Below are 24207 nucleotides of genomic sequence, written 5' to 3'. Positions count from 1 at the left end.
GAAGCGGCGCGCGGCATCACACGGCGGTGTGCGTTAAACGGTCATCGGGTTGGGCTTCGACGGATCGAGGTTGTACTTGGCAATCGCGTCCGCGACCACCTTGCGCTCGATCGTGCCTTCGTCGGCCAGCGCGTTCAGCGCGGCGACGGTGACCCAGTGACGGTCGACTTCGAAGAAGTGACGCAGCTTCTCGCGGGTATCCGAACGACCGAAGCCGTCCGTGCCCAGCACGACGAAGCGGCGATCGATCTGGCCGCGGATCTGGTCGACCAGCGCGCGCACGTAGTCGGTCGATGCGATGACCGGACCCTGCGTGTCCTTCAGGCACTTCTGCACGTGCGACAGGCGACGCTCCTCGGTCGGATGGAGCAGGTTCCAGCGCTCGACGTCATGGCCTTCGCGCGCGAGTTCGGTGAAGCTCGGCACGCTCCACAGATCGGCCGCGACGCCCCAGTCGTTCTTCAGCAGGTCGGCCGCAGCGATCACTTCGTTGAAGATCGTGCCGGCACCGAGCAGTTGCACGCGCGGAGCCTTCGCGTCGGCGTCGGCCTTCTTGAACGAGTACATGCCCTTGATGATGTCGGCCGCCACGTGCTCGCCCTGCGGAATCGCCGGGTGCTCGTAGTTCTCGTTCATCACCGTGATGTAGTAGTACACGTCTTCCTGGTCCTGCACCATGCGGCGCAGACCGTCCTGGACGATCACCGCGAGTTCGTAGCCGAACGTCGGGTCGTAGCTCACGCAGTTCGGCACCGATGCGGCCCACAGCAGCGAGTGGCCGTCTTCGTGCTGCAGGCCTTCACCGTTCAGCGTCGTGCGGCCCGCGGTGCCGCCGAGCAGGAAGCCGCGCGAGCGCATGTCGCCCGCCGCCCATGCCAGGTCGCCGATCCGCTGGAAGCCGAACATCGAATAGAAGATGTAGAACGGCACCATGATCTCGCCGTGCGTCGAATACGACGTCGCCGCCGCGATCCAGTCGCACATGCCGCCCGCTTCGTTGATGCCTTCCTGCAGGATCTGGCCGGTTTCCGATTCCTTGTAGAACATCAGCTGGTCCGAATCTTCCGGCACGTACTTCTGGCCTTCCTGGTTCCAGATGCCGATCTGGCGGAACAGGCCTTCCATGCCGAACGTACGCGATTCGTCCGGGACGATCGGCACGACACGCTTGCCGAGTGCCTTGTCCTTCAGCAGGATGTTCAGGATCCGCACGAACGCCATCGTCGTCGAGATCTCGCGGCCTTCGCCCGTGCCCTTCAGCAGCGGCTCGAACGCGTCGAGCGCCGGCACCGGCAGCGACGTCGCCTTCTGGCGGCGATGCGGCAGGTAGCCGCCGAGGTCCATGCGCTTCTGGCGCATGTATTCGAGTTCCTTCGAGCCTTCCTCGAACTTCAGGTACGGCACGTCGGCGATCTGCTCGTCGGTGATCGGCAGGCGGAACTGGTCACGGAACTTCTTCAGTTGCTCGACCGGCAGCTTCTTCTGCTGGTGCGTGATGTTCATCGCCTGGCCCGACTCGCCCATCCCGTAGCCCTTGATGGTCTTCGCGAGGATGACGGTCGGCGCGCCCTTCGTGTTGGTCGCTTCGTGGAATGCCGCGTAGATCTTGTGCGGATCGTGGCCGCCACGGTTCAGCGCCCAGATGTCGTCGTCCGACCAGTCGGCGACGAGCGCCTTCAGCTCGGGCGTGTTGAAGAAGTGTTCGCGAACGAACGCGCCCGACTCCGACTTGTACGTCTGGTATTCGCCGTCGACGACTTCCATCATGCGGCGCATCAGCGCGCCGGTCTTGTCGCGCGCGAACAGCGCATCCCAGCGGCTGCCCCAGATGACCTTGATCACGTTCCAGCCGGCGCCGCGGAATTCCGATTCCAGTTCCTGGATGATCTTGCCGTTGCCGCGCACCGGGCCGTCGAGACGCTGCAGGTTGCAGTTGATCACGAACACGAGGTTGTCGAGCTTCTCGCGGCTCGCCATGCCGATTGCGCCGAGCGATTCCGGCTCGTCCGTCTCGCCGTCGCCGAGGAACGCCCAGACCTTGCGGCCGGCCGTCTTCGCGATGCCGCGCGATTCCAGGTACTTCATGAAGCGGGCCTGGTAGATCGCCATGATCGGGCCGAGACCCATCGACACGGTCGGGAACTGCCAGAAGTCCGGCATCAGCCACGGGTGCGGGTACGACGAGATGCCCTTGCCGTCGACCTCCTGACGGAAGTTGTCGAGCTGCTCTTCCGACAGGCGGCCGAGCAGGAATGCGCGCGAGTACACGCCCGGCGACGAGTGGCCCTGCACGAACACGAGGTCGCCGCCGTGCTGGTCGGACGCCGCGTGCCAGAAGTGGTTGTAGCCGACGTCATAGAGCGTCGCGGCCGACGCGAACGACGCGATGTGGCCGCCGACGTTCGTGTCCTTGCCTGCGCGCAGCACCATCGCGAGCGCGTTCCAGCGCGTGTACGAACGGATGCGGTGCTCGATGTCCTGGTCGCCCGGGATCTTCGCCTGGGCTTCGACCGGGATCGTATTGATGTACGGGGTATTGGCGGAGAACGGCAGGTGTTCGCCGTGCATGCGGGCGAATTCGATCTGCTTTTCGATCAGGTAGTGCGCGCGGCCGGTGCCCACGGAGGAGATCACGCCGTCGAGCGACTCGAGCCACTCGACGGTTTCTTGCGGGTCGTCGTCACGATCGGCGGCGACATATTTCATCACTTCGTTCGGTACAGCGGACATTCTCGTCTCCTGGGTCCTGGAATGTGAGGATCGCTCTCATGCAGACGACGCGACGCGGCCGGCTGCGGGCAAGCTCCGACGGATTGTAATGAGCGTGAACGGCCACGCGCAACAAAATTTTCGAATTATGAGATCTTTTCTCGTAATGCGGAATATTGCTGCGCTGCACCCTCGCTGCGGGCCTCCGCGGCACGCGCCGCGGACACAAATCCGTTTCCGTTCAACATATCCGGTATGGGTTTTCCATGTATTGCGCTGCGCTACAATCCTGCCATGTTGACCGATCGGCTTTTCGCACGCTCGGCGCGACCGTCGGGCCCGCCGGCGGAGTCGCAGCCGTCCCGCTGGCACCACGGACCGTGGTGGTCCAACTCCTATTTGCTGACGCCGCTGCTGTCGATCCTCGTGTTCCTCGTGGTGATGAGCCTGATTCTATGGAGCCTCAATCGCCGCGAACAGCAGCAGCAGGAAGACACGCTGTTCCGTAACGTCGCGTGGGCGCAGCAGCAGATCCGCCTGTCGATGACGGGGGCGCAGGAACAGTTGCAGGCGCTGTCGCGCGATCTCGCGTCCGGCCGCCTCGACCAGAACGCATTCCAGATGGCCGTCGCGGACGTGATGCAGACGCATCCGGAAATCCTCTATCTGAACTGGTACACCTCGCCCGGCGTGCAGCGATGGCCGACCGTGCACCCGCCGCTGCTCGGCCAGCGGCTCGCAAAGCCCGGCGACGCGCAGATGCAGGACGCCGTGCGCGGCGCGTACGACGAAGCGCGCAGCACGCGCCGCCAGGCTTACTCGCCGCTGATCTACGACGACTTCGGCAACGGCTTCATCACGCTGCAGACGCCCGTGATGCGCGGCGACCGCGAATATCTCGGCTCGATCGCCGCGGTATTTTCGGTCGAAGGGATCCTCAAGCACGACATCCCGCAGGAGCTGTCGTCGAAGTACAAGATCTCGATCACCGACTCGAACAACCGCGAGCTCTCGTCCACGTCGACGCGCCCGCGCCTGCCGCGCGACTCCCACTACGACCTGCCGCTCGATCCGCCCGGCCAGGGCCTGACCGTGCGCGTGTACGCGTTCCCGCAGCTCACGAACCTGACCAACAACACGCTCGTCTGGCTGGTCGCCGGGCTGTCGTGCTTCGTGCTGTGGAGCCTCTGGAGCCTGTGGAAGCACACGCGCCAGCGCTTCGAGGCGCAGCAGGCGCTGTACGCCGAAGCATTCTTCCGCCGCGCGATGGAAAACTCGGTGCTGATCGGCATGCGCGTGCTCGACATGCACGGCCGCATCACGCACGTGAACCCCGCGTTCTGCCGGATGACCGGCTGGGACGAAACCGATCTCGTCGGCAAGGTCGCGCCGTTCCCGTACTGGCCGCGCGACGCCTATCCCGAAATGCAGCGCCAGCTCGACATGACGCTGCGCGGCAAGGCGCCGAGCTCGGGCTTCGAGCTGCGCGTGCGGCGCAAGAACGGCACGCTGTTCCATGCACGCCTCTACGTGTCGCCGCTGATCGACAGCTCGGGCCGCCAGACCGGCTGGATGTCGTCGATGACCGACATCACGGAGCCGAAGCGCGCACGCGAGGAACTCGCGGCCGCGCACGAGCGCTTCACGACGGTGCTCGAAAGCCTCGACGCCGCGGTGTCGGTGCTGGCCGCCGACGAAGCCGAGCTGCTGTTCGCGAACCGCTACTACCGCCACCTGTTCGGGATTCGCCCCGACGGCCACCTCGAGCTGTCCGGCGGCGGCTTCGACCGCGCGCAGGCATCGTCCGACTCGATCGACATGGTCGACGCGTTCGCGGGCCTGCCGGCGGCCGCACTGACGAGCAGCACGGCAGACGCGCAGGAGGTGTACGTCGAGAGCATCCAGAAGTGGTTCGAGGTGCGCCGCCAGTACATCCAGTGGGTGGACGGCCACCTCGCGCAGATGCAGATCGCGACCGACATCACGACCCGCAAGAAGGCGCAGGAACTCGCGCACCAGCAGGAAGAGAAGCTGCAGTTCACGAGCCGATTGATGACGATGGGCGAAATGGCGTCGTCGATTGCTCACGAATTGAATCAGCCGCTCGCGGCGATCAACAACTATTGCTCGGGCACGCTCGCGCTCGTGAAGAGCGGCCGCGGCACGCCGGAGACGCTGCAGCCCGCGCTGGAAAAGACCGCGCAGCAGGCGTTGCGCGCCGGGATGATCGTCAAGCGGATCCGCGAATTCGTGAAGCGCAGCGAGCCGAAACGCCAGCCGGCGCGCGTCGCGGACATCGTCGCCGACGCGGTCGGGCTCGCCGAAATCGAGGCCAGGAAGCGCAGGATTCGGATCGTCACGGAAATCCTCGCAAGAATGCCTATTATTTATGTCGACCCCGTGCTGATCGAGCAGGTGCTCGTGAACCTGATGAAGAACGCGGCCGAGGCGATGGCCGACGTGAAGCCGGCGTCGGCGGACGGCGTGATCCGCGTCGTCGCCGACATCGACGCGGGTTTCGTCGACATCCGCGTGATCGACCAGGGGCCCGGCGTGGACGAAGCGACCGCCGAACGCCTGTTCGAACCGTTTTACAGCACCAAGTCCGACGGCATGGGCATGGGGCTGAACATCTGCCGTTCGATCATCGAATCGCATCGGGGGCGTCTGTGGGTGGTGAACAATGTCGAACCGGACGGCCGCATTTCCGGCGCGACATTCCACTGCAGCCTGCCCATTGGGGAACCCGCTGATCTCGGCCAAGGGGGGCGCGAGGCATCGGCATCACATACCGTTACGGGAGAACTATGAATAGCCCTGTCACCACTACTCAGGAAACTGTCTTCGTCGTCGACGACGACGAGGCCGTACGGGATTCGCTGCGCTGGCTGCTGGAGGCGAACGGCTATCGCGTGCAATGCTTCTCGAGCGCCGAGCAGTTCCTCGATGCCTATCAGCCGGCGCAGCAGGCCGGCCAGATCGCGTGCCTGATCCTCGACGTGCGGATGTCGGGCATGAGCGGCCTCGAACTGCAGGAACGGCTGATCGCGGACAACGCCGCGCTGCCGATCATCTTCGTCACGGGCCACGGCGACGTGCCGATGGCGGTATCGACGATGAAAAAGGGTGCGATGGACTTTATCGAGAAACCGTTCGACGAGGCCGAGTTGCGCAAGCTCGTCGAGCGGATGCTCGACAAGGCCCGAAGCGAAAGCAAGAGCGTCCAGGAACAGCGCGCCGCGAGCGAGCGCCTGTCGAAGCTGACCGCGCGCGAACAGCAGGTGCTCGAGCGGATCATCGCCGGCCGCCTGAACAAGCAGATCGCCGACGATCTCGGGATCAGCATCAAGACGGTCGAAGCGCACCGCGCGAACATCATGGAAAAACTCAACGTCAACACGGTCGCCGATCTGCTGCGCCTCGCGCTGTCGAAGAAGCAGGCCTGAACGTTGCGCGCGGCTCCGGGCAGCCCTGCCCGGCCGTACCTCCGTGCCGCGCGATGCGGGCCCGCCGCGCGGCACGGCCCGGCGCCGCCTCCCGGGGCGCCGGCACCGCCGCCATGACGCTTTCCTTGTATTCGCTGTCGGACGACGGCAGGCGACCGGTATAATTGCGTGCTTTGCTGCGGCGCTTCGCGCGCCGCACGCCCGCATTCCAACTTCCCGGCAGGACCACCACCATGACAGCCCTCCTCATCGACGGCAACGCCCTCTCGAAGACCTTGCGCGCGCAGGCCGCCGAACGCGCCGCCGCCCTGACCGCACGCGGCCACCAGCCCGGTCTCGCGGTGATCCTCGTCGGCGCGAACCCGGCGAGCGAAGTCTACGTGCGCAACAAGATCAAGGCGTGCGAGGACAACGGTTTCTTCTCGCTGAAGGATGCGTACCCGGACACCCTGTCGGAAGCCGACCTGCTCGCGCGCATCGACGAACTGAACCGCGATCCGAAGATCCACGGCATCCTGGTCCAGCTGCCGCTGCCGAAGCACATCGACAGCCACAAGGTGATCGAGGCGATCGCGCCGGAGAAGGACGTCGACGGCTTCCACGTCGCGAATGCCGGCGCGCTGATGACGGGCAAGCCGCTGTTCCGCCCGTGCACGCCGTACGGCGTGATGAAGATGTTCGAAGCGCATGACATCCCGCTGCAGGGCGCGAACGCCGTCGTGATCGGCCGCTCGAACATCGTCGGCAAGCCGATGGCGATGCTGCTGCTCGAAGCCGGTGCGACCGTGACGATCTGCCACAGCAAGACGCGCGATCTCGCCGCGCACACGCGCCAGGCCGACGTCGTGGTCGCCGCGGTCGGCAAGCGCAACATCCTGACGGCCGACATGGTCAAGCCCGGCGCGACGGTGATCGACGTCGGCATGAACCGCGACGACGCGGGCAAGCTGTGCGGCGACGTCGACTTCGCCGGCGTGAAGGAAGTCGCCGGCCACATCACGCCGGTGCCGGGCGGCGTCGGCCCGATGACCATCACGATGCTGCTGATCAACACGATCGAGGCTGCCGAGCGCGCCGCCGCGGCAGCCTGATCGCCGCCGATCGCCCTGCCCGTCCAGCCGGCGCGCGTTCGTGCGCCGGTGTCTTGCCGGCCGCCGCCGCGGCCGCGCCGTAGCATCGAATTCCCCCGTATCCGACCCCGCACCGCGCGCCGCCAATCGCGTCGTTAGAAACTAACGATTGGAAAGCGCGCGATGCGCCCCAATAATGTCGGTATCGGGCGCCGCCGCATCGCGCCTCACCCTTTTCACCCCGGTTCATCCGGCAACAGACAGGGAGTCTTAATGTCCGCCAGCGCCAACACCAATCCGCTCCTCGATTTCTCCGGCCTGCCCCGCTTCGGCGAGATTCGCCCGGAACACGTGACGCCCGCGCTCGACACGCTGCTCGAAGCCGCCAACCGCGCGGTCGACACCGCGAGTGCGCCCGCGACGCCGGCGACATGGGCCGCGATCGTCGAGACGGTCGAGCAGGCGACGGAGCCGCTCGGGCGCGCGTGGGGCGTGGTCGGCCACCTGAACGCGGTCGCCGATACACCGGAGCTGCGCGCCGCCTACGGCGAAAACCTGCCGCGCGTGACCGAGTTCTGGTCGAGCGTCGGCCAGAACCTCGCGCTGTACGAGAAGTACAAGGCGATCGCCGCGAGCGCCGAATACGCGACGCTGTCCGCCGAGCGCAAGAAGATCCTCGACAACGCGCTGCGCGATTTCCGGCTGTCGGGCGCCGAGCTGCCCGAGGACCAGAAGCCGCGCTTCGCGGAGCTGCAGGAGCAGCAGGCCGCGCTGTCGAAGGCGTTCTCCGACCACGTGCTCGACGCGACCAACGCGTACGCGTATTACGCGCACGACGAAGCCGAGCTCGCCGGCCTGCCGGGCGACGCGATCGAAGCGGCGCGCGAAGCCGCGCAGAAGGAAGGCAAGGAAGGCTGGAAGTTCACGTTGCACTTCCCGTCGTACTTCCCGGTGCTGCAGTATGCCGAGAACCGCGCGATGCGCGAGACGCTGTACCGCGCGTATGCAACGCGCGCATCGGAACTCGGCCCGCAGTACGGCGGCGGCAAGGCCGAGTGGGACAACACGGCGATCGTCGCCGACGAACTGAAGCTGCGCCGCGAAGAAGCGCAGATGCTCGGCTACCGCAACTTCGCCGAAGTGTCGCTCGCGCCGAAGATGGCCGAGTCGCCGCAGCAGGTGATCGCATTCCTCGAGGATCTCGCGACGCGCGCGCGGCCGCACGCGGAAAAGGACTGGGACGAACTGCGCGCGTTCGCCGCGAAGGAACTCGGCCTGACCGAGCTCGCGCCGTGGGACGTCGCGTTCGCGGCCGAGCGGCTGCGCCAGCAGCGCTACGCGTTCTCGGAAAACGAGGTGAAGCAATACTTCCCGGAGCCGGCCGTGCTGAAGGGCCTGTTCAACGTCACCGAAACGCTGTTCGGCGTGCGGATCAAGCCGGACGACGCACCGGTGTGGCACAAGGACGTGCGCTTCTTCCGCGTGGAGAACCGCGACGGCTCGCTCGTCGCGCAGTTCTATCTCGACCTGTATGCGCGCGAAGGCAAGCGCGGCGGTGCGTGGATGGACGATGCGCGCGCGCGCGCGAAGCGCGGCAACGCCGTGCAGACGCCGGTCGCGTACCTCACCTGCAACTTCTCGGCGCCGGTCGGCGGCAAGCCCGCGTGCTTCACGCACGACGAAGTCATCACGCTGTTCCATGAATTCGGCCACGGGCTGCATCACATGCTCACGCGCGTCGACGAGCTCGGCGTGTCGGGCATCAACGGCGTCGAATGGGACGCGGTCGAGCTGCCGTCGCAGTTCATGGAAAACTTCTGCTGGGAATGGGACGTGCTGTCGTCGATGTCGTCGCACGTCGATACGGGCGCCGCGCTGCCGCGCGAGCTGTTCGACAAGATGATCGCCGCGAAGAACTTCCAGAGCGGCCTCGGCACGCTGCGCCAGATCGTGTTCTCGATGTTCGACATGCTGCTGCACGTCGACTTCGATCCGGCCGGTGCGACCGGCGTGAACGCGTTCGCGCGCGAAATCAACGAGCGCTACCACGTGATCCCGCAGGCGGCGTTCTCGCGCTGGCCCAACACGTTCAGCCACATCTTCGCCGGCGGCTATGCGGCAGGCTATTACAGCTACAAGTGGGCTGAGGTGCTGTCCGCCGACGCGTACGCGGCATTCGAGGAAGCGGCCGCTGCAAGCGGCAGCGTGCTCGACGCGGCCACCGGCACGCGCTATCGCCGCGAGATCCTCGAAGTCGGCGGCAGCCGGCCGGCGATGGATTCGTTCAAGGCATTCCGCGGCCGCGAGCCGGAGATCGACGCGCTGCTGCGCCACAACGGGATGGCTTCGCCCGCGCACTGAGCCATTGCGCGCCCTGCCCGGCTCGTCCGGCAGCATCGCAAGGCACCGCCGAGGCGGTGCCTTTTTTCATGATGCGGGCGTTTCGCCGCCCGCTTCGTTCGTGTCGGCGACATTGCGGCCGGCCTCGTCGTCGAACAGCGAAAACTGTCCGTGACGCTCGGCCGTGTCTTCGTCGATGCGCACGCCGACACCGAGCAGCCGCACGGCCTGCGCGCGCCGCTGCAGCCCTTTCGCGAGCAGCGTGACGGCCGTCTGCGCGTTGGTCGCGTCGGCCACGCACTCGACCGTCGTGCGCTGGAAATCGGCGAAGCGGATCTTCACGTACAGCTTGCGGATCATGCGGGCCGCGCCCGCGCGCGCGATCCGCGCGTCGAGCTGCACGACGAGGCGGCGAATCTCGTCCGCGCATTGCTCGAGCGTCGTCAGGTCGGTCACGTAGGTCGTCTCGACGCTGACCGACTTGCGCTCCTGATCGGCCCGCACCGGCCGCTCGTCGATTCCGCGTGCCAGCTGGTACAGCCGCCGGCCGAATGCGCCGAACTCGCGATGCAGGTCGATCAGCGACCAGTCGCGCAACTGCGCGCAGGTCTGGATGCCGAGCCGGTCGAGCCGCGCGGCCGTCACCTGGCCGACGCCGTGCAGCTTGCGCACCGGCAACGCCGCGACGAATGCATCGACCTCATGCGGACGAACGACGAACAGGCCGTCGGGCTTGTTCCAGTCGGACGCGATCTTCGCGATGAACTTGTTCGGCGCGACACCGGCCGACACCGTCACGCCGACCGTGTCGTACACGCGCTGGCGAATCTCCCGTGCAATCAGCGTCGCGCTGCCCTGGCACAGTTCGGAACCGCTGACGTCGAGGTACGCCTCGTCGAGCGACAGCGGCTCGACGTCACGCGTGTAGTCGCGATAGATCGCCATGATCTGCCGCGACGCCGCGCGGTACTTGTCCATCGCCGACGGCAGGATCAGCAGCTCCGGGCACTTGCGCATCGCCAGCGCCGACGACATCGCCGAATGCACGCCGTAGCGCCTCGCCTCGTAGTTGCAGGTCGCAATCACGCCACGCTGGTCGGGCCGGCCGCCGACCGCGATCGGCCGGTTGCGCAGCGACGGGTCGTCGCGCATCTCGACCGATGCGTAAAAGCAGTCGCAGTCGCAATGGATGATCTTGCGCACGCGCGACGGCGTGTCGCCGGGTGGCGGCACGCGCGGATCGGCAGGCGGGAGGATGGTCGGATTCACGGTGCCGATACTGTACAAAAACACAGTGCCCGTTTCAACTGTCGCGTGCTGCCCACCGGCTGCGTCCCGCGCCGGCCAGCCGCCGGCTACAGCGTTGTACCGGCCCGCTTCGCACGAAGCGTATCGCCGCGCGCGCGGGCCGGCCCCTATACTCGTCCGTCACGAGATACGACACATACGGTGACGCATGAAAACGATCGGACTGATCGGCGGGATGAGCTGGGAATCGTCGGCGGAGTACTACCGGATGATCAATCGCCATTCGAAAGCGCTGCACGGCGGCCATCACAATGCGAAGAGCGTGCTGGTCACGGTGGATTTCGCGGAGATCGAAGCGCTGCAGCGCGCACAGGACTGGGCCGCACTCGGCGAACGGATGGCCGATGCCGCGCGCCGGCTCGAAGCGGCCGGCGCCGATCTCGTCGTGCTGACGACCAACACGATGCACCGCGTGCACGGCGCGATCGAGGCCGCGGTCGCGCTGCCGTTCCTGCACATTGCCGACCCGACCGGCGCCGCGCTGCGTGCAGCCGGCGTCGAGCGCGTCGCGCTGCTCGGCACGCGCTACACGATGGAACTGCCGTTCTACGCGGAGCGCCTGCGCGACAGATTCGGCCTCGACGTGCTGGTGCCGGACGAATCCGCGCGCGGCAACGTGCACCGGATCATCTACGACGAGCTGTGTCATGGCGTAATCGACGCCGGGTCGCGCGCGACCTACGTGGCGATCATCGATGAACTGGCGAAACGCGGCGCGCAGGCGGTGATACTCGGCTGCACGGAAATCACGCTGCTGATCGGCGCGGACGATTCGCCGCTGCCGGTGTTCAATACGACCGCGCTGCATGCGAAGGCGGCGGTCGAATGGGCGGCGGGCTGAAAACAAAAAACCCGGCGCAGGGCCGGGTTTCCGTCGACGAAGCGCGCATCGGTCACTTGCGCTGCACATCGCCTGGTGTGCTTGGTTGCGGGGGTAGGATTTGAACCTACGACCTTCGGGTTATGAGCCCGACGAGCTGCCAGACTGCTCCACCCCGCGTCAGAGAAATAAATTATAGGGTGATGAAGCACTCACGTCAACACTTTTGTCACAATTTCTTTGCAGGTCATCGATAAGCCGATACGTCGCGCCACGTGTCGCGCGCGTTCGTGCCCCTTGCTCGCGGTAAGATGGCGGCCTTCGCATTCATCCCGCACGCATTCCCGTTCATGAAAATCGCCACCTGGAACGTCAATTCGCTCAACGTCCGCAAGCAGCACGTGCTCGACTGGCTCGCGCAAAGCGGGACCGACGTGCTGTGCCTGCAGGAGCTGAAGCTGCCCGACGAGAAGTATCCGCGCGCCGATCTCGAGGCCGCCGGCTACCGCAGCTGGTTCACGGGCCAGAAGACCTACAACGGCGTCGCGATCCTCGTGCGAGACACGCTCGCCGTCGACGAATCGGACGTCGTGCGCAACATCCCCGGCTTCGACGATCCGCAGCAGCGCGTGGTCGCCGTGACGGTCGAAGGCGTGCGGATCGTGTCCGCCTATTTCCCGAACGGCCAGGCGCCCGACTCCGACAAGTTCGTCTACAAGATGCAATGGCTCGACGCGCTGCACGCGTGGCTGAGCACCGAGATGCAGCGCTACCCGAAGCTTGCGCTGCTCGGCGACTACAACATCGCGCCGGAAGACCGCGACGTGCACGACCCGGCGAAATGGGAAGGCCAGAACCTCGTGTCGCCGCAGGAGCGGGCGCATTTCGCGAAGCTGATCGAACTCGGCTTCGTCGATGCATTCCGCCGTTTCGAACAGCCTGAGAAGACCTTCACATGGTGGGACTACCGGATGTTCGCGTTTCGCCGCAACGCGGGCCTGCGCATCGACCACGTGCTGCTGTCGCCGGCACTCGCGGCCACCTGCACGTCGTGCGAAGTCGACCGCGTGCCGCGCACGTGGGACCAGCCGTCCGATCACACGCCCGTCGTCGCGATCGTCGGCTGAGCGCCGGCCCATTCGCGCCCGCGCTCAACCTCGCGCGGGCGCCGGCCCGAGGTGAGCCCACAGGAAGCCGAATTCCGCCGCATCGGATTCGGCGCGCTCCAGATCGTCGGCGCTGCCGTGGCCGCCGTCGGTGTTCTCCCAGTACCACACCCGTTCGTGTCCGAGCGCATGCATGCGCGCGGCCATCTTGCGCGCATGCGCCGGATGCACGCGGTCGTCGCGCGTCGACGTCGTCAGCAGCAGCGGCGGATACGCGGTACCTTCGCGCACGCGGTGGTACGGCGAGTATGCGGCGAGTGCCGCGCCCTCGCGCGGATCCTCGGGATCGCCGTACTCGTCGAGCCACGCGGCGCCCGCGTGCAGCTTCGGATAACGCTGCATGTCGAGCAGCGGCACGCGGCACAGCACCGCGCCGAACAGCTCCGGACGCTGCGCCATGCATGCACCGACCAGCAGCCCGCCGTTGCTGCCGCCCTCGATGCCGAGTTGCGCAGCCGTCGTCACGCCGGTGCGGATCAGGTCCTCGGCCACCGCGATGAAGTCGTCGAACGAGCGCTGCCGATGTTCGCGCTGCGCGTCGACATGCCAGGCCGGCCCGAATTCTCCGCCGCCGCGGATGTGCGCGAACGCCGCGACGCCGCCGCGTTCGAGCCATGCGATGCCCAGTGCATCGCTGTAGCCCGGCAGGTTCGGAATCGCGAAACCGCCATAGCCTGACAGCAGGCATGGCCGCGCAACGCGGGCGCGGCCGTCGGCACGATCGGGCGCATCGAGTGCATCACGCGGCCCGATCAGCGTGTACGGCACCACCGTGCCGTCGCGCGAACGGGCATTCGCGCGACGCACGGCGAGCCCGGCCGCATCGAACCGCACCGGCGGCCGATCGAGCAGCACGCGGCGCGACGGCGCGTCGGCCGAGCGATCGGACAGATCGGCGAGCCAGCATTCGGGCGGATCGAGATAGGTATCGACGTCCACGTACACGTCGTCGTTCAGTGTCGCCTCGACCGGCTCGACGTCGATCTGCGCATCGCCCGGCCAGTCGAAGGGCCGCGCGTCCCACGTCCATGCGCCATCCTCGCGCTGGCGCGGCTGCCACAGCATCGTGCGGTTGTGCACGTCGTCGAGCCAGCTCGCGATGAGCATCGTGCGCGTGTGCGTCCACGTGCAGGCGGAGGTCGACGGACGCGGCGCGAACAGCGTCGTGAGCTCGCGCGAGCCTGCCAGAAACGCCTGCTCGCGGATCGCGAGCAGCGAGCCGCCCGCGTGACACACGCCGCCGCACTCCCAGTCGAGCCGCGGCTCCAGCACGAGCCAGCCTTCCCAGAAGCCGACCTCGACATGCGTCGGCACGTCGTAGCGCGCCCACTCGCCCGCGTCGGTCAGCCGATACGCGTGTGCGTCGAAGAAATCCACGCTGCGCCACGCGACGTGACGGCCGTCGATCGGATCGAACCACGCGCCCGCGCTGATGTCGTCGGGTTCGCCGCGAAACACGACCGGCGCGTCGGCGAGCGGCGTGCCGCGCACCCAGCGGCGCGCGTCGTACGGATAGCCGGCCGCGGTCGCATGCGCTTCGCCGCGATCCCAGCTCACGTACACGGTATCGCGGTCGATCCAGCCGACCGTGTGATGCCCCGGCTCGTCGATCGTGAAACCGCCGTCGACGAAGCGACGCTGCACGAGATCGAACTCGCGCACGACGACGGCATCTGCCCCGCCCGGCGACAGCGACAGCAGCGCGCGATCGCCGTCCGGGTACAGGATCGCATCCTGCTCGAACACCCATGACTCGCCCTCTTGCGCACCGAGCGCGTCGACGTCGAGCAGCGTTTCCCACTCGGGCCGGCCGGCACGCCAGTCGTCCCAGCGCGCGCGGCGCCACAGCCCCTTCGGATGGAGATCGTCCTGCCACAGGTCGTACGCCCAGTCGCGCCAGCGGGTGGGAATCACCGGGCGTTCGCGCGGCAGATACGCTTGCGCGAGCCGCGCGGTCAGCGCGCGATACGCATCGTCGTCGCGCAGCGCGGCGCGCGTGCGCGCATTCTGCTCGTCGACCCACGCGCGGGCGCGCTTGCTGTCGAGCGCTTCGAGAAAACGGAAGGGATCGGCCCCGGCGGGCCAGCGGAAGGAATCGGACATGACGGACGCGCACGTGACGGCAAACCGCGATTATGTCCGATCGCGGCATGCGCGACGCGCGCGCATGCCGCGACGGTTGCTTACGGCTCCAGATGCAGTTCCTGGATCTTGCGCGTGATCGTGTTGCGGCCGATGCCGAGCCGCTCCGCCGCCTCGACCTTGCGGCCGCGCGTGAAGTCGAGCGCCTCGCGGATCACGGCCGCCTCGAAGCGGCGCGCGAGTTCGTCCATCACGTCGGCGGAGTTCTCGCGCAGCAGCCGCGCGACTTCGGTGCGCAGCCCGCTTTCCCACATCGGATAGCCGGCCGGCGCACCGTTCGGCGCCGCCGCGACGGGTGCCGCCGTCAACGGCACGACACCGCCCGCGAGCGACGCGCGCGCGGCGTCGCCCGCACCGCCGCTCCCGCTCACGCCGCCGTGCGCATCCACGCCGTCGGCCGTCGCGGCCACCGGCGTGCCTGCCGGCACGAGGTCGGGCGGCAGGTCCTTGATCTCGACCGTCTGCGCGGGCGCCATCACGGTCAGCCAGTTCGCGAGGTTCTCGAGCTGCCGCACGTTGCCGGGAAACGGCAGCGACGTCAGATACGCGAGCGCTTCGTCCGACACGCGCTTCGGCTCGACGCCGAGATCGCGCGCGCTCTTCTGCAGGAAGTGACGCGTGAGCAGCGCGATGTCCTCGCTGCGTTCGCGCAGCGGCGGCAGCCGGAGCCGGATCACGTTGAGCCGGTGGTAAAGGTCCTCGCGGAACAGCCCCTGCCGCACGCGCGCCTCCAGATTCTGGTGCGTCGCGGCGATCACGCGCACGTTCGCGCGCAGCGGGTTGTGGCCGCCGACCCGATAGAACTGGCCGTCCGACAGCACGCGCAACAGGCGCGTCTGCAGATCGAACGGCATGTCGCCGATTTCGTCGAGAAACAGCGTGCCGTTCTCGGCCTGCTCGAAGCGGCCCTGGCGCGTGGTCTGTGCGCCGGTGAACGCGCCGCGCTCATGGCCGAACAGTTCGGACTCCAGCAGGTCCTTCGGAATCGCCGCGGTGTTCAGCGCGATGAACGGACCGTTCGCCCGCGGGCTGTGACGGTGCAGCGCGCGCGCGACGAGTTCCTTGCCGGTGCCCGATTCGCCGGTGATCAGCACGGTCGCGGCCGAATGCGACAAGCGGCCGATCGCACGAAACATGTCCTGCATCGCGGGCGCCTGGCCGAGCATCTCGGGCGCCTCGGCGACGCGCTCGTCCTGGGGCGCGCCCCCGCGCAGGCTTTCCTCGACCGCGCGGCGAATCAGTTCGACGGCCTTGTCGACGTCGAACGGCTTCGCGAGATATTCGAACGCGCCGCCCTGGAACGCCGCGACGGCGCTGTCGAGATCGGAGAACGCCGTCATGATGATGACGGGCAGGCCCGGCAAGCGCTCGTGCATCGCCTGCAGCAGCTCGAGGCCGGAGCCGCCCGGCATCCGGATGTCGGATACGAGCACCTGCGGCGTCTCGTGGTCGAGCGCGGCCAGCGCGTCGCGCACGTTCGCGAAGCTCTTCGTCGCGAAGCTGTCCCGGGCGAGTGCCTTTTCGAGCACCCAGCGGATCGATTGGTCGTCGTCTACTATCCAGATCGGCTTCATAGGTCGGTCAGGTATGGGTGAATCCGGTGAATCGCCATGCCGTCGCTCAGTGATCGAGCGGCAGCAGGATCTGAAATTCGGTACGGCCGGGCCGGCTCTCGACCTCGATCATCCCGTCGTGCTGCTGCACGAACGTCTGCGCGAGCGTGAGGCCCAGGCCGCTGCCGTCGTCGCGCCCGGACACGAGCGGGTAGAAGATCCGGTCGCGGATCTCCTCCGGAATGCCGGGCCCGTTGTCGACCACGTGCAAGTCCAGTGCCAGCCTGTACAGGCGCTTCGCGATCGTCACCTTGCGCGCGATGCGCGTGCGCAGCTCGATCTTCGCGTCGCCCTGCGCGATCCGCTCGCGCAGCGCCTGCGCGGCGTTGCGCACGATGTTCAGCAGCGCCTGGATCAGTTGCTCCTTGTCGCCGCGCAGGTCCGGCACGCTCACGTCGTAGTCGCGCTCGATCGTGAGCCCGCGCGGAAATTCCGCGAGCATCACCGCGCGCACGCGTTCGCATACTTCGTGAATGTTCACGTCGCCGACGATGTGCGGATGCCGGTGCGGCTCCAGCAATCGATCGACGAGCGTCTGCAGGCGGTCGGACTCCTTGATGATCACCTGCGTGTATTCGCGCAACTCGCCGCGCTCGCGCTCGCTCAGTTCGAATTCGAGCAGCTGGGCTGCGCCGCGAATGCCGCCGAGCGGGTTCTTGATCTCGTGCGCGAGGTTGCGGATCAGTTGCTTGTTGACCGCGGTCAGGTCGTGGATGCGCTCCTCGCGATCGGTGCGCGACTGCCGCTCGTTCTCGAACAGCTCGACGAGCACGAAATCGGGAGCCGACTCGAGGAAACCGACGATCGCGTGCACGTGCAGCGGCTCGCGGCCGGGCCGGTCGAGCACGGTATCGAGATGCGTCGCGTGAAAGCGCTCCTCGCCGATCGCGGTGAGCGTCGACGCGAGCTCGTTCGCGTTCGGGAAAATCTCGCCCCACGGCCGCTGCGCGAGCTGCCGGCGCGAGATGTCGAGCATCGCCTCCGCGGACGGGTTCGCGAACGCGACCCGCAGCGTCTTGCGGTCGAGCACGAGCACGACCGTCGGCAGTGCCTCGAGCCCCGCAAGCAGGCCCGAGCGCGCGAGCCGCTCGTCGTCCGTCAGTCGCTCGGGCTGCCCCGTCCTCGCCTTGATCAGATTCTTCAGAGCCATCGTGCGTATCGTCGCGCCTCAGCGGGTCGGAAAATGGAAATGCTCGGAACAAAAAAGGGACGGCTGGACGCCGCCCCTTTCAGACTCCGCAGCTCCCGCCGCAAGCCGCGCGACGGGAACCAACCGGCATGACGGCGCTGAATCGAAGCGCCATCGCCGATTACAGCGAGTAGTACATCTCGAACTCGATCGGATGCGTCGTCATGCGGAACTTCGCCAGCTCCTGCTCCTTGAGCGCGAGGTACGCATCGATCATGCCGTCGGTGAACACGCCACCGCGCGTCAGGAACTCGCGATCCTTGTCGAGCGCTTCCAATGCCTGGTCGAGGCCTGCGCAGACGGTCGGGATCTTTGCATCCTCTTCCGGCGGCAGGTCGTACAGGTTCTTGTCCGCGGCTTCGCCCGGGTGGATCTTGTTCTGCACGCCGTCGAGGCCGGCCATCATCAGTGCGGTGAAGCACAGGTACGGGTTGGCCATCGGGTCCGGGAAGCGCGTTTCGATGCGGCGGCCCTTCGGGTTCGACACGTGCGGAATGCGGATCGATGCCGAACGGTTGCGCGCCGAGTAAGCGAGCTTGACCGGTGCCTCGAAGTGCGGAACCAGACGCTTGTACGAGTTCGTCGTCGGGTTCGTGATCGCGTTCAGCGCACGTGCGTGCTTGATGATGCCGCCGATGTAGAACAGCGCGAATTCCGACAGGCCGGCGTAGCCGTTGCCTGCGAACAGGTTCTGGCCGTCCTTCCAGATCGACTGGTGAACGTGCATGCCCGAACCGTTGTCGCCCACGACCGGCTTCGGCATGAACGTTGCCGTCTTGCCGTACGAGTGCGCGACGTTGTGGATGATGTACTTCGACCATTGCGTCCAGTCGGCGCGCTGCACGAGCGTCGAGAACTTCGTGCCGATTTCGTTCTGGCCCTGGCCCGCCACTTCGTGGTGGTGCACTTCGACCGGAATGCCGAGCTGTTCGAGCAGCAGGCACATTTCCGAACGCATGTCCTGGAACGTGTCGACCGGCGCGACCGGGAAGTAGCCGCCCTTCGTGCCCGGACGGTGGCCCGTGTTGCCGCCTTCGAATTCCTTGCCTGCCGACCACGGCGCTTCTTCGGAGTTGATCTTCACGAAGCAGCCCGACATGTCCGTGTTCCACTGGACCGAGTCGAAAATGAAGAATTCCGGCTCCGGACCGAAGTAGGCGGTGTCGCCCAGGCCCGTGCTCTTCAGGTACGCTTCGCCGCGCTTCGCGAGCGAACGCGGGTCGCGCTCGTAGCCCTTGCCGTCGGCCGGCTCGACCACGTCGCAGGTCAGCACGAGGGTCGACTCTTCGTAGAACGGGTCGATGAACGCTGCGCTCGGATCCGGCATGAGCAGCATGTCCGACGCCTCGATGCCCTTCCAGCCGGCGATCGACGAGCCGTCGAATGCATGGCCGCTTTCGAACTTGTCTTCGTCAAACGCCGAAACCGGCACCGACACGTGCTGTTCCTTGCCGCGCGTATCCGTGAAGCGGAAATCGACGAACTTGACGTCCTCGTCCTTCACGAGCTGCATGACGTCGGCGACGGTTTTACTCATAACCTCTTCTCCTGATTGAACAATTCCGGCGGACTGGGAACCGCCTCGTTTATCGAGCTGCCCGGGGTCTGGCTTTGGCGCAGCGTGCCCCGGGTGGACCGAATTCTATATAGCAGCAACCGTGCCAACCTTGCGCGGAAGCGACATGAATCGCGCCAGCCCGCGCCACGGCAGGGCCCGGGTGCGCGATTCCGGGGCTGAGGGCCGCATCGCCGGCCTGGCGAATGCACTTATATAGTGCAAACCGCGTAGCGCGCCGACGCAGCGGAATCATTCTGGTGCATGCGTGCCATTCTGCACTTTTTTGGTGAATGCGTGGGCAGTGCGTGCGGCGCCCGGCACGCGGACATCCGCGCGGCGCCGCCGCGCTAGAATGATCGTTTGACCGATACGGAGACCTCCTGCCATGAGTACGCTCGACCAGCTTTACGCGAAGGCCGAAGAACGCCGCGCCCAGGGTGCGCTCCACTACGCCGGCGCATTGCTGCCGGTCGAGGCATTCGAACTGCTGCAGCTCGACCCGTCGGCACGTCTCGTCGACGTGCGCACGCGTGCCGAGCTCGACTGGGTCGGCCGCCCGCTCGTCGGCGACGGCCAGTACCTGCACCTCGAATGGACGCGTTATCCGGGCGGCGTGCCGAATGCCGAATTCGTCGATCAACTGAAAGCGGCCCTCCCGACCGATACGCCCATCCTGTTTCTGTGCCGCAGCGCCGCGCGCTCGAAGCTGGCCGCCGTCGCGTCGGCGCAGGCCGGCTTCACGAAGGCGTTCGACCTGCTCGAAGGCTTCGAGGGCGGCAAGGATGCCGAAGGCCACCGCAAGACGGTCGACGGCTGGTGCTTCCGGAAACTGCCGTGGATCGGCGCCTGACGGCGCACTCGCTTGGGCACGCCCGACTGCGACATCGTCGAGCCGGGCGATGACATCCCGATGACGGGCCGCGTTGCGCGGCCCGCGGTTTTTGGGCGGCCTTCGCGCCGCCCGCGTGGGTGACCGGTACGCGGCCCTCAGGCGCGCGGCACGTCCGGTTCGACCACGTCGCCGCCGAGCAGGTGCACGCCTTCGCGCAGCTTCACGAACGCGGCCGCCACCGCCTCCGGCTCGCCCTTCACGCCGAGATCGATATGCCGCCGCGCATAGATCCCGCCGCGCTCGGCATCGCCGACGCTCGGCAGGCTGAACACGCGCACGCCCGGGAAATCGCGCTCGATCTTCTCCATCAGCGGCGTGAGCGTCGATTCCGGCAGTTCGAACACGTACAGCGAGCGCTCCGCGTGCGGCGTCGCGTGATGGAGGTGCCGGTACTTCGTGTCGAGCACCCATTCGATCATCGGCCACGCCATCACCGGGAAGCCCGGCACGAAATGGAGATCGCCGACCGAGAAGCCGGGAATCCGGTTGTAGCCGTTCGGGATGATCGTCGCGCCCGCCGGGAACACGCCCATGTTGAAGCGATGCCGGTTTTCCGGCGATTCGAAATCGACCGGCGTGGCCGGATCGGCGTGCGTCTCGCGGATGCGTTCCGCGATCAGCGCCTTCGCTTCCGGGTGCAGCTCGAGCGGCACGCCTAGCGCGGCGGCCGCGCACTGGCGCGTGTGGTCGTCCGGCGTCGCGCCGATGCCGCCCGTGGAGAACACGATGTCGCCCGACGCGATCGCGCGCGCGAGCGTCGCGGTGATGCGCGCCGGATCGTCGCCGACGTATTCGGCCCAGTCGAGCGCGAGGCCGCGCGCGCCGAGCAACTCGATCACCTTGGCCAGGTGCTTGTCCTGCCGACGGCCCGAAAGGATCTCGTCGCCGATGATGATGATGCCGATGCTCATGCCTGCCCCATGTCGATTGCGGTGGCGCGCGAACCCGCGCGCAAGTCGTCCAGCGCGCGCAGGCAATAGTGCCCGAACCACAGCGCCGAAAAAACGAGGATGAAAGCGTAAACCCAGATCATGGCCGCTGCCACGAACGGAAACAGCACCATCATCCAGACCGACGATACCCATACGAAGGTCGGCACGGTGCCGAGCAGCCCGGTCGCGACGCCGATGCCGATCAGCGGCCAGCGATGCTGCCGCACCAGCGCACGGCGCTCGTCGCGGCTCGCGTGCTGCGCGAGCGCGTCGTAGGTCATCACCCGGTAGGTCAGCCAGCCCCAGATCACGGGCGGCAGCAGCGCGAAGAACGGCGGAATCAGCCACAGCGGGATCGTGACGACGAGCAGCACGACGCCGACCACGGCCGCGCCGAGCGAATTGAACACGCTGCCGAAGAACGTGCCGCCCCGCTTCGCCTCCAGCGCGGCGAACTGCCGGTTCGACAGGTGCTTGATCACGACCGGCATCGAGATCGTCGCGATCAGCAGCAGCACGGTCAGCACGATCAGCGGAATCGCGAGCGACACGACGACGAACGGCGCGACGACCGCATGCAGCTGCGACATCCCGATCGCGTCGAACATGCGGTACAGCACGGCCGTGAGCACGAAGCCGTCGAGCGCGCCGCGCGCGGCGTCGATCAGCGTCTGCCACGAGAACCACAACACGACGCCCCACAGCAGCGCCGAGACGACGAACGGCATCAGGGTGAGCCACAGCATGCGCGGGTGCAGCGCGCTGACGAAGGCCCGGACGAAAGAGCGCAGCAAATCGTTCATGCGAACCTGTCTCGACGAAGAAAAACGGGGAAAGGATAAACCACACGGCCCGCGTGCGCCAAAGCGCATGCGGGCCGTGCGGGAGAACCGTTCAACGGGGGAGCGACGGGGTCAGGCCGACGCCGCGCCGCGCTTCGCCGGGACGAGGCGCCGGAAGATGCGCACGAACGCGAGGCCGTGCTGCGCCCAGAAGCCGTCGCCGTAGGACACGCCTTCGACCTGCTCGCGGATGCCGGTCGGCTCGACCGTGCGGTTCCACGACGCGGTGCCGAACATCATGTCCCACCACGGAAACAGCACGCCGAAGTTGCAGCCGTACTTCGTGCCTTCGTGGCCGTAGCCGACCGCGTGATGGCGCCGGTGGAAGGTCGGGCTCACGAGCAGACGCTCGCCGAGCCAGCCGAACGACAGCCGCGCATTCGTATGCTGGATGCTCTGCACGAAGTTCGTGACCGCGGTCAGCACGACGAACTGCGACGGCGTCACGCCGATCACGAGCGCGATCGCCGCGAAGAAGCACGACTGGATCACGTCGTCGAGCAGGTGGTTGCGGTCGTCGCACCACAGCGACATCTGCCGCTGGCTGTGATGCACCGCGTGCAGCTCCCACCAGATGCCGAACTTGTGCTGCCAGCGGTGATACCAGTAGCCGGCGAAGTCGAGCACGACGAGGTAGATCGCAAACGCGACGATCGGCCGCGAGGTCACGCCCGGCCACAGATAGTCGAGGTTGATGTTCGCGATGCCGTGCAGGCGCAGCCACGCCTGGAAGCCGTCGAACACGGGCTGCAGCGCGAAGAAGAAGAACAGCGTGTAGATGCCGAGTTTCGAGATCGCCGTGTAGATCACGTCGACCCGCACCGCGCGGCGGTTCTGCCAGCGCTCGACCGGCAGCAGCGCCTCGAGCGGGCGCAACAGCGCGAACATCAGCACCATCTGCAGCGCGCCGATGATCACCCAGTACAGCGCGTCGTAGGTGTCCTCGTCATAGCCCATCAGGTTGAACTTGAAGAGGAGCGGCTGCACGACGTCGACGTACAGCCAGGTCTGGATGTCCGACACGAACGCATCGATCAGGTGCAGCATCGCTCGCCTCCGTCGGTCACGCGCCGTTCGCAGCCTTCCACGGCGCGCGGTCGTAGAAGTAAATCCCGTGCGGCGAACGGCCGACGGCGATCGTCTGCACCAGCTTGCGCGATGCGAGATCGATGATACCGACCTTCTTCGCGAAGCGGAACGTCACCCACAGCGTCTTCTTGTCGGCGGACAGCTCCATGTCGTCCGGGCCCGGCAGCAGGCCGGTGATGTCGCCGACGTTGGTGAGCGTGTTCTCGTCGATGATGCTGATCGTGTTCGCGACCCGGTTGGTGACCGCGACATGCGTGCCGTCGGCCAGCGAGCGGAAGTTGTGCGCGCCGTTGCCCGTATGGATCTGCTTGACGACCTTCTGGTTGCGCCAGTCGACCACCGCGACGTAATCCGCGCCGGTCATGCCGACCAGCAGGAACTTGTCGTCCGGCGTGAGCCACAGGCCCGCCGGCACCTTGCCGACCTTCATCTTCCACTTGACCGTCTGCGTCGGCAGATCGATCGCCGCGATCTCGCCGGACACCTGCAGCGATACGAGCAGCGTCTTGCTGTCCTTCGTGAACGCGAGGTGGCTCGGCATCACCGCGAGCGGCACGCGCTTGGCCAGATGCACGTCGTGGCCGTCGTAGCTGTAGATGTCGACGCGGTCGAGCCGCAGCCCGGCCGCGGCGAACCACTTGCGATCGGGCGAGAAGCCGAGCTGGTACGGATCGTCGATCCCCTCGACGGTGCGCTGCAGCTTGCCCGTCTTCGGATCGAGGAACATCAGGCTGTTCGAGACCGAATTTGCGACGATCAGCGACGAATTGTCGGGCGTCGCCATCAGATGGTGCGGCTCCTTGCCGGTCGGCATCGTCGACACGACTTCGCGGGTCTGCTGATCGATCAGGGAAAGCGTCGCTTCGGCCGAATTGAGGATGATCACGTTATTCGCGTGTGCGGCGGGCGCCAGCACGGCGGCGGCCAGCGCAAGCGTGCGGCCGAAGGAAAGGAAAGTGCGCATGAAGACTCACGTCGTGGAACAGCAGTCATTGTAAAACGTTCGGCCAGCCCCGCCGGTTGACGAAAGCCCGCGTTGCGCCACTTCGCCGCACGCCGCCGGAGCCTTGCAGCCGGCGGCGGCCAGCGCG

Annotated in this window: 17 protein-coding genes, 1 tRNA gene and 1 pseudogene; 7 read left to right on the top strand and 12 right to left on the bottom strand. The window is 66.8% G+C overall.

What is annotated here, in order from left to right; translation table 11 throughout:
• Positions 1–33: 33 nt before the first annotated feature.
• The gene (gene aceE / locus HW466_RS24820) at positions 34–2730 is read right to left on the bottom strand and encodes a pyruvate dehydrogenase (acetyl-transferring), homodimeric type (RefSeq protein ID WP_059450466.1); all 2697 of its coding nucleotides are present in this window, start codon (positions 2728–2730) and stop codon (positions 34–36) included.
• Between the two features lie 136 nt (positions 2731–2866).
• Positions 2867–3084 (bottom strand): annotated as a pseudogene (locus HW466_RS32315) (hypothetical protein); the annotation flags it as partial.
• Here HW466_RS32315 and fixL point away from each other — a divergent pair.
• The 4 genes from fixL to HW466_RS24800 all read left to right on the top strand — a co-directional run bounded on the left by fixL (position 3004) and on the right by HW466_RS24800 (position 9586).
• A complete protein-coding gene (fixL, locus tag HW466_RS24815; RefSeq protein ID WP_059450467.1) occupies positions 3004–5520 on the top strand; it encodes an oxygen sensor histidine kinase FixL in 2517 nt (838 codons plus the stop codon). The pseudogene HW466_RS32315 and the gene fixL overlap by 81 nt on opposite strands.
• On the top strand, positions 5517–6155 hold the full coding sequence (fixJ, locus tag HW466_RS24810; protein WP_006493245.1) for an oxygen response regulator transcription factor FixJ: 639 nt from the start codon (positions 5517–5519) through the stop codon (positions 6153–6155). Before fixL ends, fixJ begins: the two co-directional genes overlap by 4 nt.
• Before the next feature lie 233 nt (positions 6156–6388).
• Positions 6389–7246 (top strand): bifunctional methylenetetrahydrofolate dehydrogenase/methenyltetrahydrofolate cyclohydrolase FolD, encoded by an 858-nt coding sequence (gene folD / locus HW466_RS24805; RefSeq protein ID WP_059464202.1) that lies wholly within the window; start codon positions 6389–6391, stop codon positions 7244–7246.
• Positions 7247–7498: 252 nt separating this feature from the next.
• The gene (locus HW466_RS24800) at positions 7499–9586 is read left to right on the top strand and encodes a M3 family metallopeptidase (RefSeq protein WP_059450469.1); all 2088 of its coding nucleotides are present in this window, start codon (positions 7499–7501) and stop codon (positions 9584–9586) included.
• Between the two features lie 66 nt (positions 9587–9652).
• Here HW466_RS24800 and dinB read toward each other — a convergent pair whose 3' ends face one another.
• Positions 9653–10858: a DNA polymerase IV gene (gene dinB, locus HW466_RS24795; protein ID WP_060271662.1), complete on the bottom strand. Its 1206-nt coding sequence runs from the start codon at positions 10856–10858 to the stop codon at positions 9653–9655.
• A gap of 163 nt (positions 10859–11021) precedes the next feature.
• On the opposite strand from dinB, the gene HW466_RS24790 reads away from it, so the two are divergent.
• On the top strand, positions 11022–11714 hold the full coding sequence (locus tag HW466_RS24790) for an aspartate/glutamate racemase family protein (protein ID WP_151005282.1): 693 nt from the start codon (positions 11022–11024) through the stop codon (positions 11712–11714).
• A gap of 82 nt (positions 11715–11796) precedes the next feature.
• Here HW466_RS24790 and HW466_RS24785 read toward each other — a convergent pair.
• A tRNA-Met gene (locus tag HW466_RS24785) sits at positions 11797–11873 on the bottom strand.
• Positions 11874–12043: 170 nt separating this feature from the next.
• Between HW466_RS24785 and xth the strand changes: the two genes are divergently transcribed.
• Complete coding sequence (gene xth, locus HW466_RS24780; RefSeq protein WP_187273190.1) at positions 12044–12820, top strand: exodeoxyribonuclease III; 777 nt, start codon at positions 12044–12046, stop codon at positions 12818–12820.
• A 24-nt stretch (positions 12821–12844) separates the two neighbouring features.
• On the opposite strand, the gene HW466_RS24775 is transcribed toward xth, so the two are convergent.
• The 4 genes from HW466_RS24775 to glnA all read right to left on the bottom strand — a co-directional run bounded on the left by HW466_RS24775 (position 12845) and on the right by glnA (position 19340).
• A complete protein-coding gene (locus HW466_RS24775) occupies positions 12845–14962 on the bottom strand; it encodes a prolyl oligopeptidase family serine peptidase (protein ID WP_151005284.1) in 2118 nt (705 codons plus the stop codon).
• 80 nt (positions 14963–15042) lie between these two features.
• Positions 15043–16575, bottom strand: a complete 1533-nt coding sequence (ntrC, locus tag HW466_RS24770; protein WP_174906049.1) for a nitrogen regulation protein NR(I) — start codon at positions 16573–16575, stop codon at positions 15043–15045.
• A 46-nt stretch (positions 16576–16621) separates the two neighbouring features.
• Positions 16622–17764 (bottom strand): nitrogen regulation protein NR(II), encoded by a 1143-nt coding sequence (gene glnL, locus HW466_RS24765; protein ID WP_060348736.1) that lies wholly within the window; start codon positions 17762–17764, stop codon positions 16622–16624.
• 160 nt (positions 17765–17924) lie between these two features.
• Entirely contained in the window at positions 17925–19340 is a 1416-nt protein-coding gene (glnA, locus tag HW466_RS24760; RefSeq protein WP_040144590.1) for a type I glutamate--ammonia ligase, read from the bottom strand.
• A gap of 406 nt (positions 19341–19746) precedes the next feature.
• Here glnA and HW466_RS24755 point away from each other — a divergent pair, with 406 nt between their 5' ends.
• Entirely contained in the window at positions 19747–20211 is a 465-nt protein-coding gene (locus HW466_RS24755) for a rhodanese-like domain-containing protein (RefSeq protein ID WP_059503511.1), read from the top strand.
• Between the two features lie 137 nt (positions 20212–20348).
• On the opposite strand, the gene HW466_RS24750 is transcribed toward HW466_RS24755, so the two are convergent.
• From HW466_RS24750 to HW466_RS24735, 4 genes are all read right to left on the bottom strand, one after another.
• On the bottom strand, positions 20349–21164 hold the full coding sequence (locus HW466_RS24750) for a competence/damage-inducible protein A (protein WP_059451784.1): 816 nt from the start codon (positions 21162–21164) through the stop codon (positions 20349–20351).
• The gene (locus HW466_RS24745; RefSeq protein ID WP_059451785.1) at positions 21161–21988 is read right to left on the bottom strand and encodes an EI24 domain-containing protein; all 828 of its coding nucleotides are present in this window, start codon (positions 21986–21988) and stop codon (positions 21161–21163) included. Before HW466_RS24745 ends, HW466_RS24750 begins: the two co-directional genes overlap by 4 nt.
• A 111-nt stretch (positions 21989–22099) precedes the next feature.
• Positions 22100–23074, bottom strand: a complete 975-nt coding sequence (locus HW466_RS24740) for a sterol desaturase family protein (protein ID WP_060348739.1) — start codon at positions 23072–23074, stop codon at positions 22100–22102.
• Positions 23075–23090: 16 nt separating this feature from the next.
• Positions 23091–24080, bottom strand: a complete 990-nt coding sequence (locus HW466_RS24735; protein WP_059451787.1) for a YVTN family beta-propeller repeat protein — start codon at positions 24078–24080, stop codon at positions 23091–23093.
• Positions 24081–24207 lie beyond the last annotated feature (127 nt).

The organism is Burkholderia territorii, from assembly GCF_902833055.1.
GTDB lineage: Bacteria > Pseudomonadota > Gammaproteobacteria > Burkholderiales > Burkholderiaceae > Burkholderia > Burkholderia territorii.
This window is presented reverse-complemented; position numbering and strand designations above follow the sequence as displayed.

Excerpts from the sequence above, each read along its gene's own strand:
- aceE (WP_059450466.1), bottom strand. The coding sequence starts at position 2,730 with ATGTCCGCTGTACCGAACGAAGTGATGAAATATGTCGCCGCCGATCGT.
- fixL (WP_059450467.1), top strand. The coding sequence starts at position 3,004 with ATGTTGACCGATCGGCTTTTCGCACGCTCGGCGCGACCGTCGGGCCCG.
- fixJ (WP_006493245.1), top strand. The coding sequence starts at position 5,517 with ATGAATAGCCCTGTCACCACTACTCAGGAAACTGTCTTCGTCGTCGAC.
- folD (WP_059464202.1), top strand. The coding sequence starts at position 6,389 with ATGACAGCCCTCCTCATCGACGGCAACGCCCTCTCGAAGACCTTGCGC.
- HW466_RS24800 (WP_059450469.1), top strand. The coding sequence starts at position 7,499 with ATGTCCGCCAGCGCCAACACCAATCCGCTCCTCGATTTCTCCGGCCTG.
- HW466_RS24790 (WP_151005282.1), top strand. The coding sequence starts at position 11,022 with ATGAAAACGATCGGACTGATCGGCGGGATGAGCTGGGAATCGTCGGCG.
- xth (WP_187273190.1), top strand. The coding sequence starts at position 12,044 with ATGAAAATCGCCACCTGGAACGTCAATTCGCTCAACGTCCGCAAGCAG.
- HW466_RS24775 (WP_151005284.1), bottom strand. The coding sequence starts at position 14,962 with ATGTCCGATTCCTTCCGCTGGCCCGCCGGGGCCGATCCCTTCCGTTTT.
- ntrC (WP_174906049.1), bottom strand. The coding sequence starts at position 16,575 with ATGAAGCCGATCTGGATAGTAGACGACGACCAATCGATCCGCTGGGTG.
- glnL (WP_060348736.1), bottom strand. The coding sequence starts at position 17,764 with ATGGCTCTGAAGAATCTGATCAAGGCGAGGACGGGGCAGCCCGAGCGA.
- glnA (WP_040144590.1), bottom strand. The coding sequence starts at position 19,340 with ATGAGTAAAACCGTCGCCGACGTCATGCAGCTCGTGAAGGACGAGGAC.
- HW466_RS24755 (WP_059503511.1), top strand. The coding sequence starts at position 19,747 with ATGAGTACGCTCGACCAGCTTTACGCGAAGGCCGAAGAACGCCGCGCC.
- HW466_RS24750 (WP_059451784.1), bottom strand. The coding sequence starts at position 21,164 with ATGAGCATCGGCATCATCATCATCGGCGACGAGATCCTTTCGGGCCGT.
- HW466_RS24745 (WP_059451785.1), bottom strand. The coding sequence starts at position 21,988 with ATGAACGATTTGCTGCGCTCTTTCGTCCGGGCCTTCGTCAGCGCGCTG.
- HW466_RS24740 (WP_060348739.1), bottom strand. The coding sequence starts at position 23,074 with ATGCTGCACCTGATCGATGCGTTCGTGTCGGACATCCAGACCTGGCTG.
- HW466_RS24735 (WP_059451787.1), bottom strand. The coding sequence starts at position 24,080 with ATGCGCACTTTCCTTTCCTTCGGCCGCACGCTTGCGCTGGCCGCCGCC.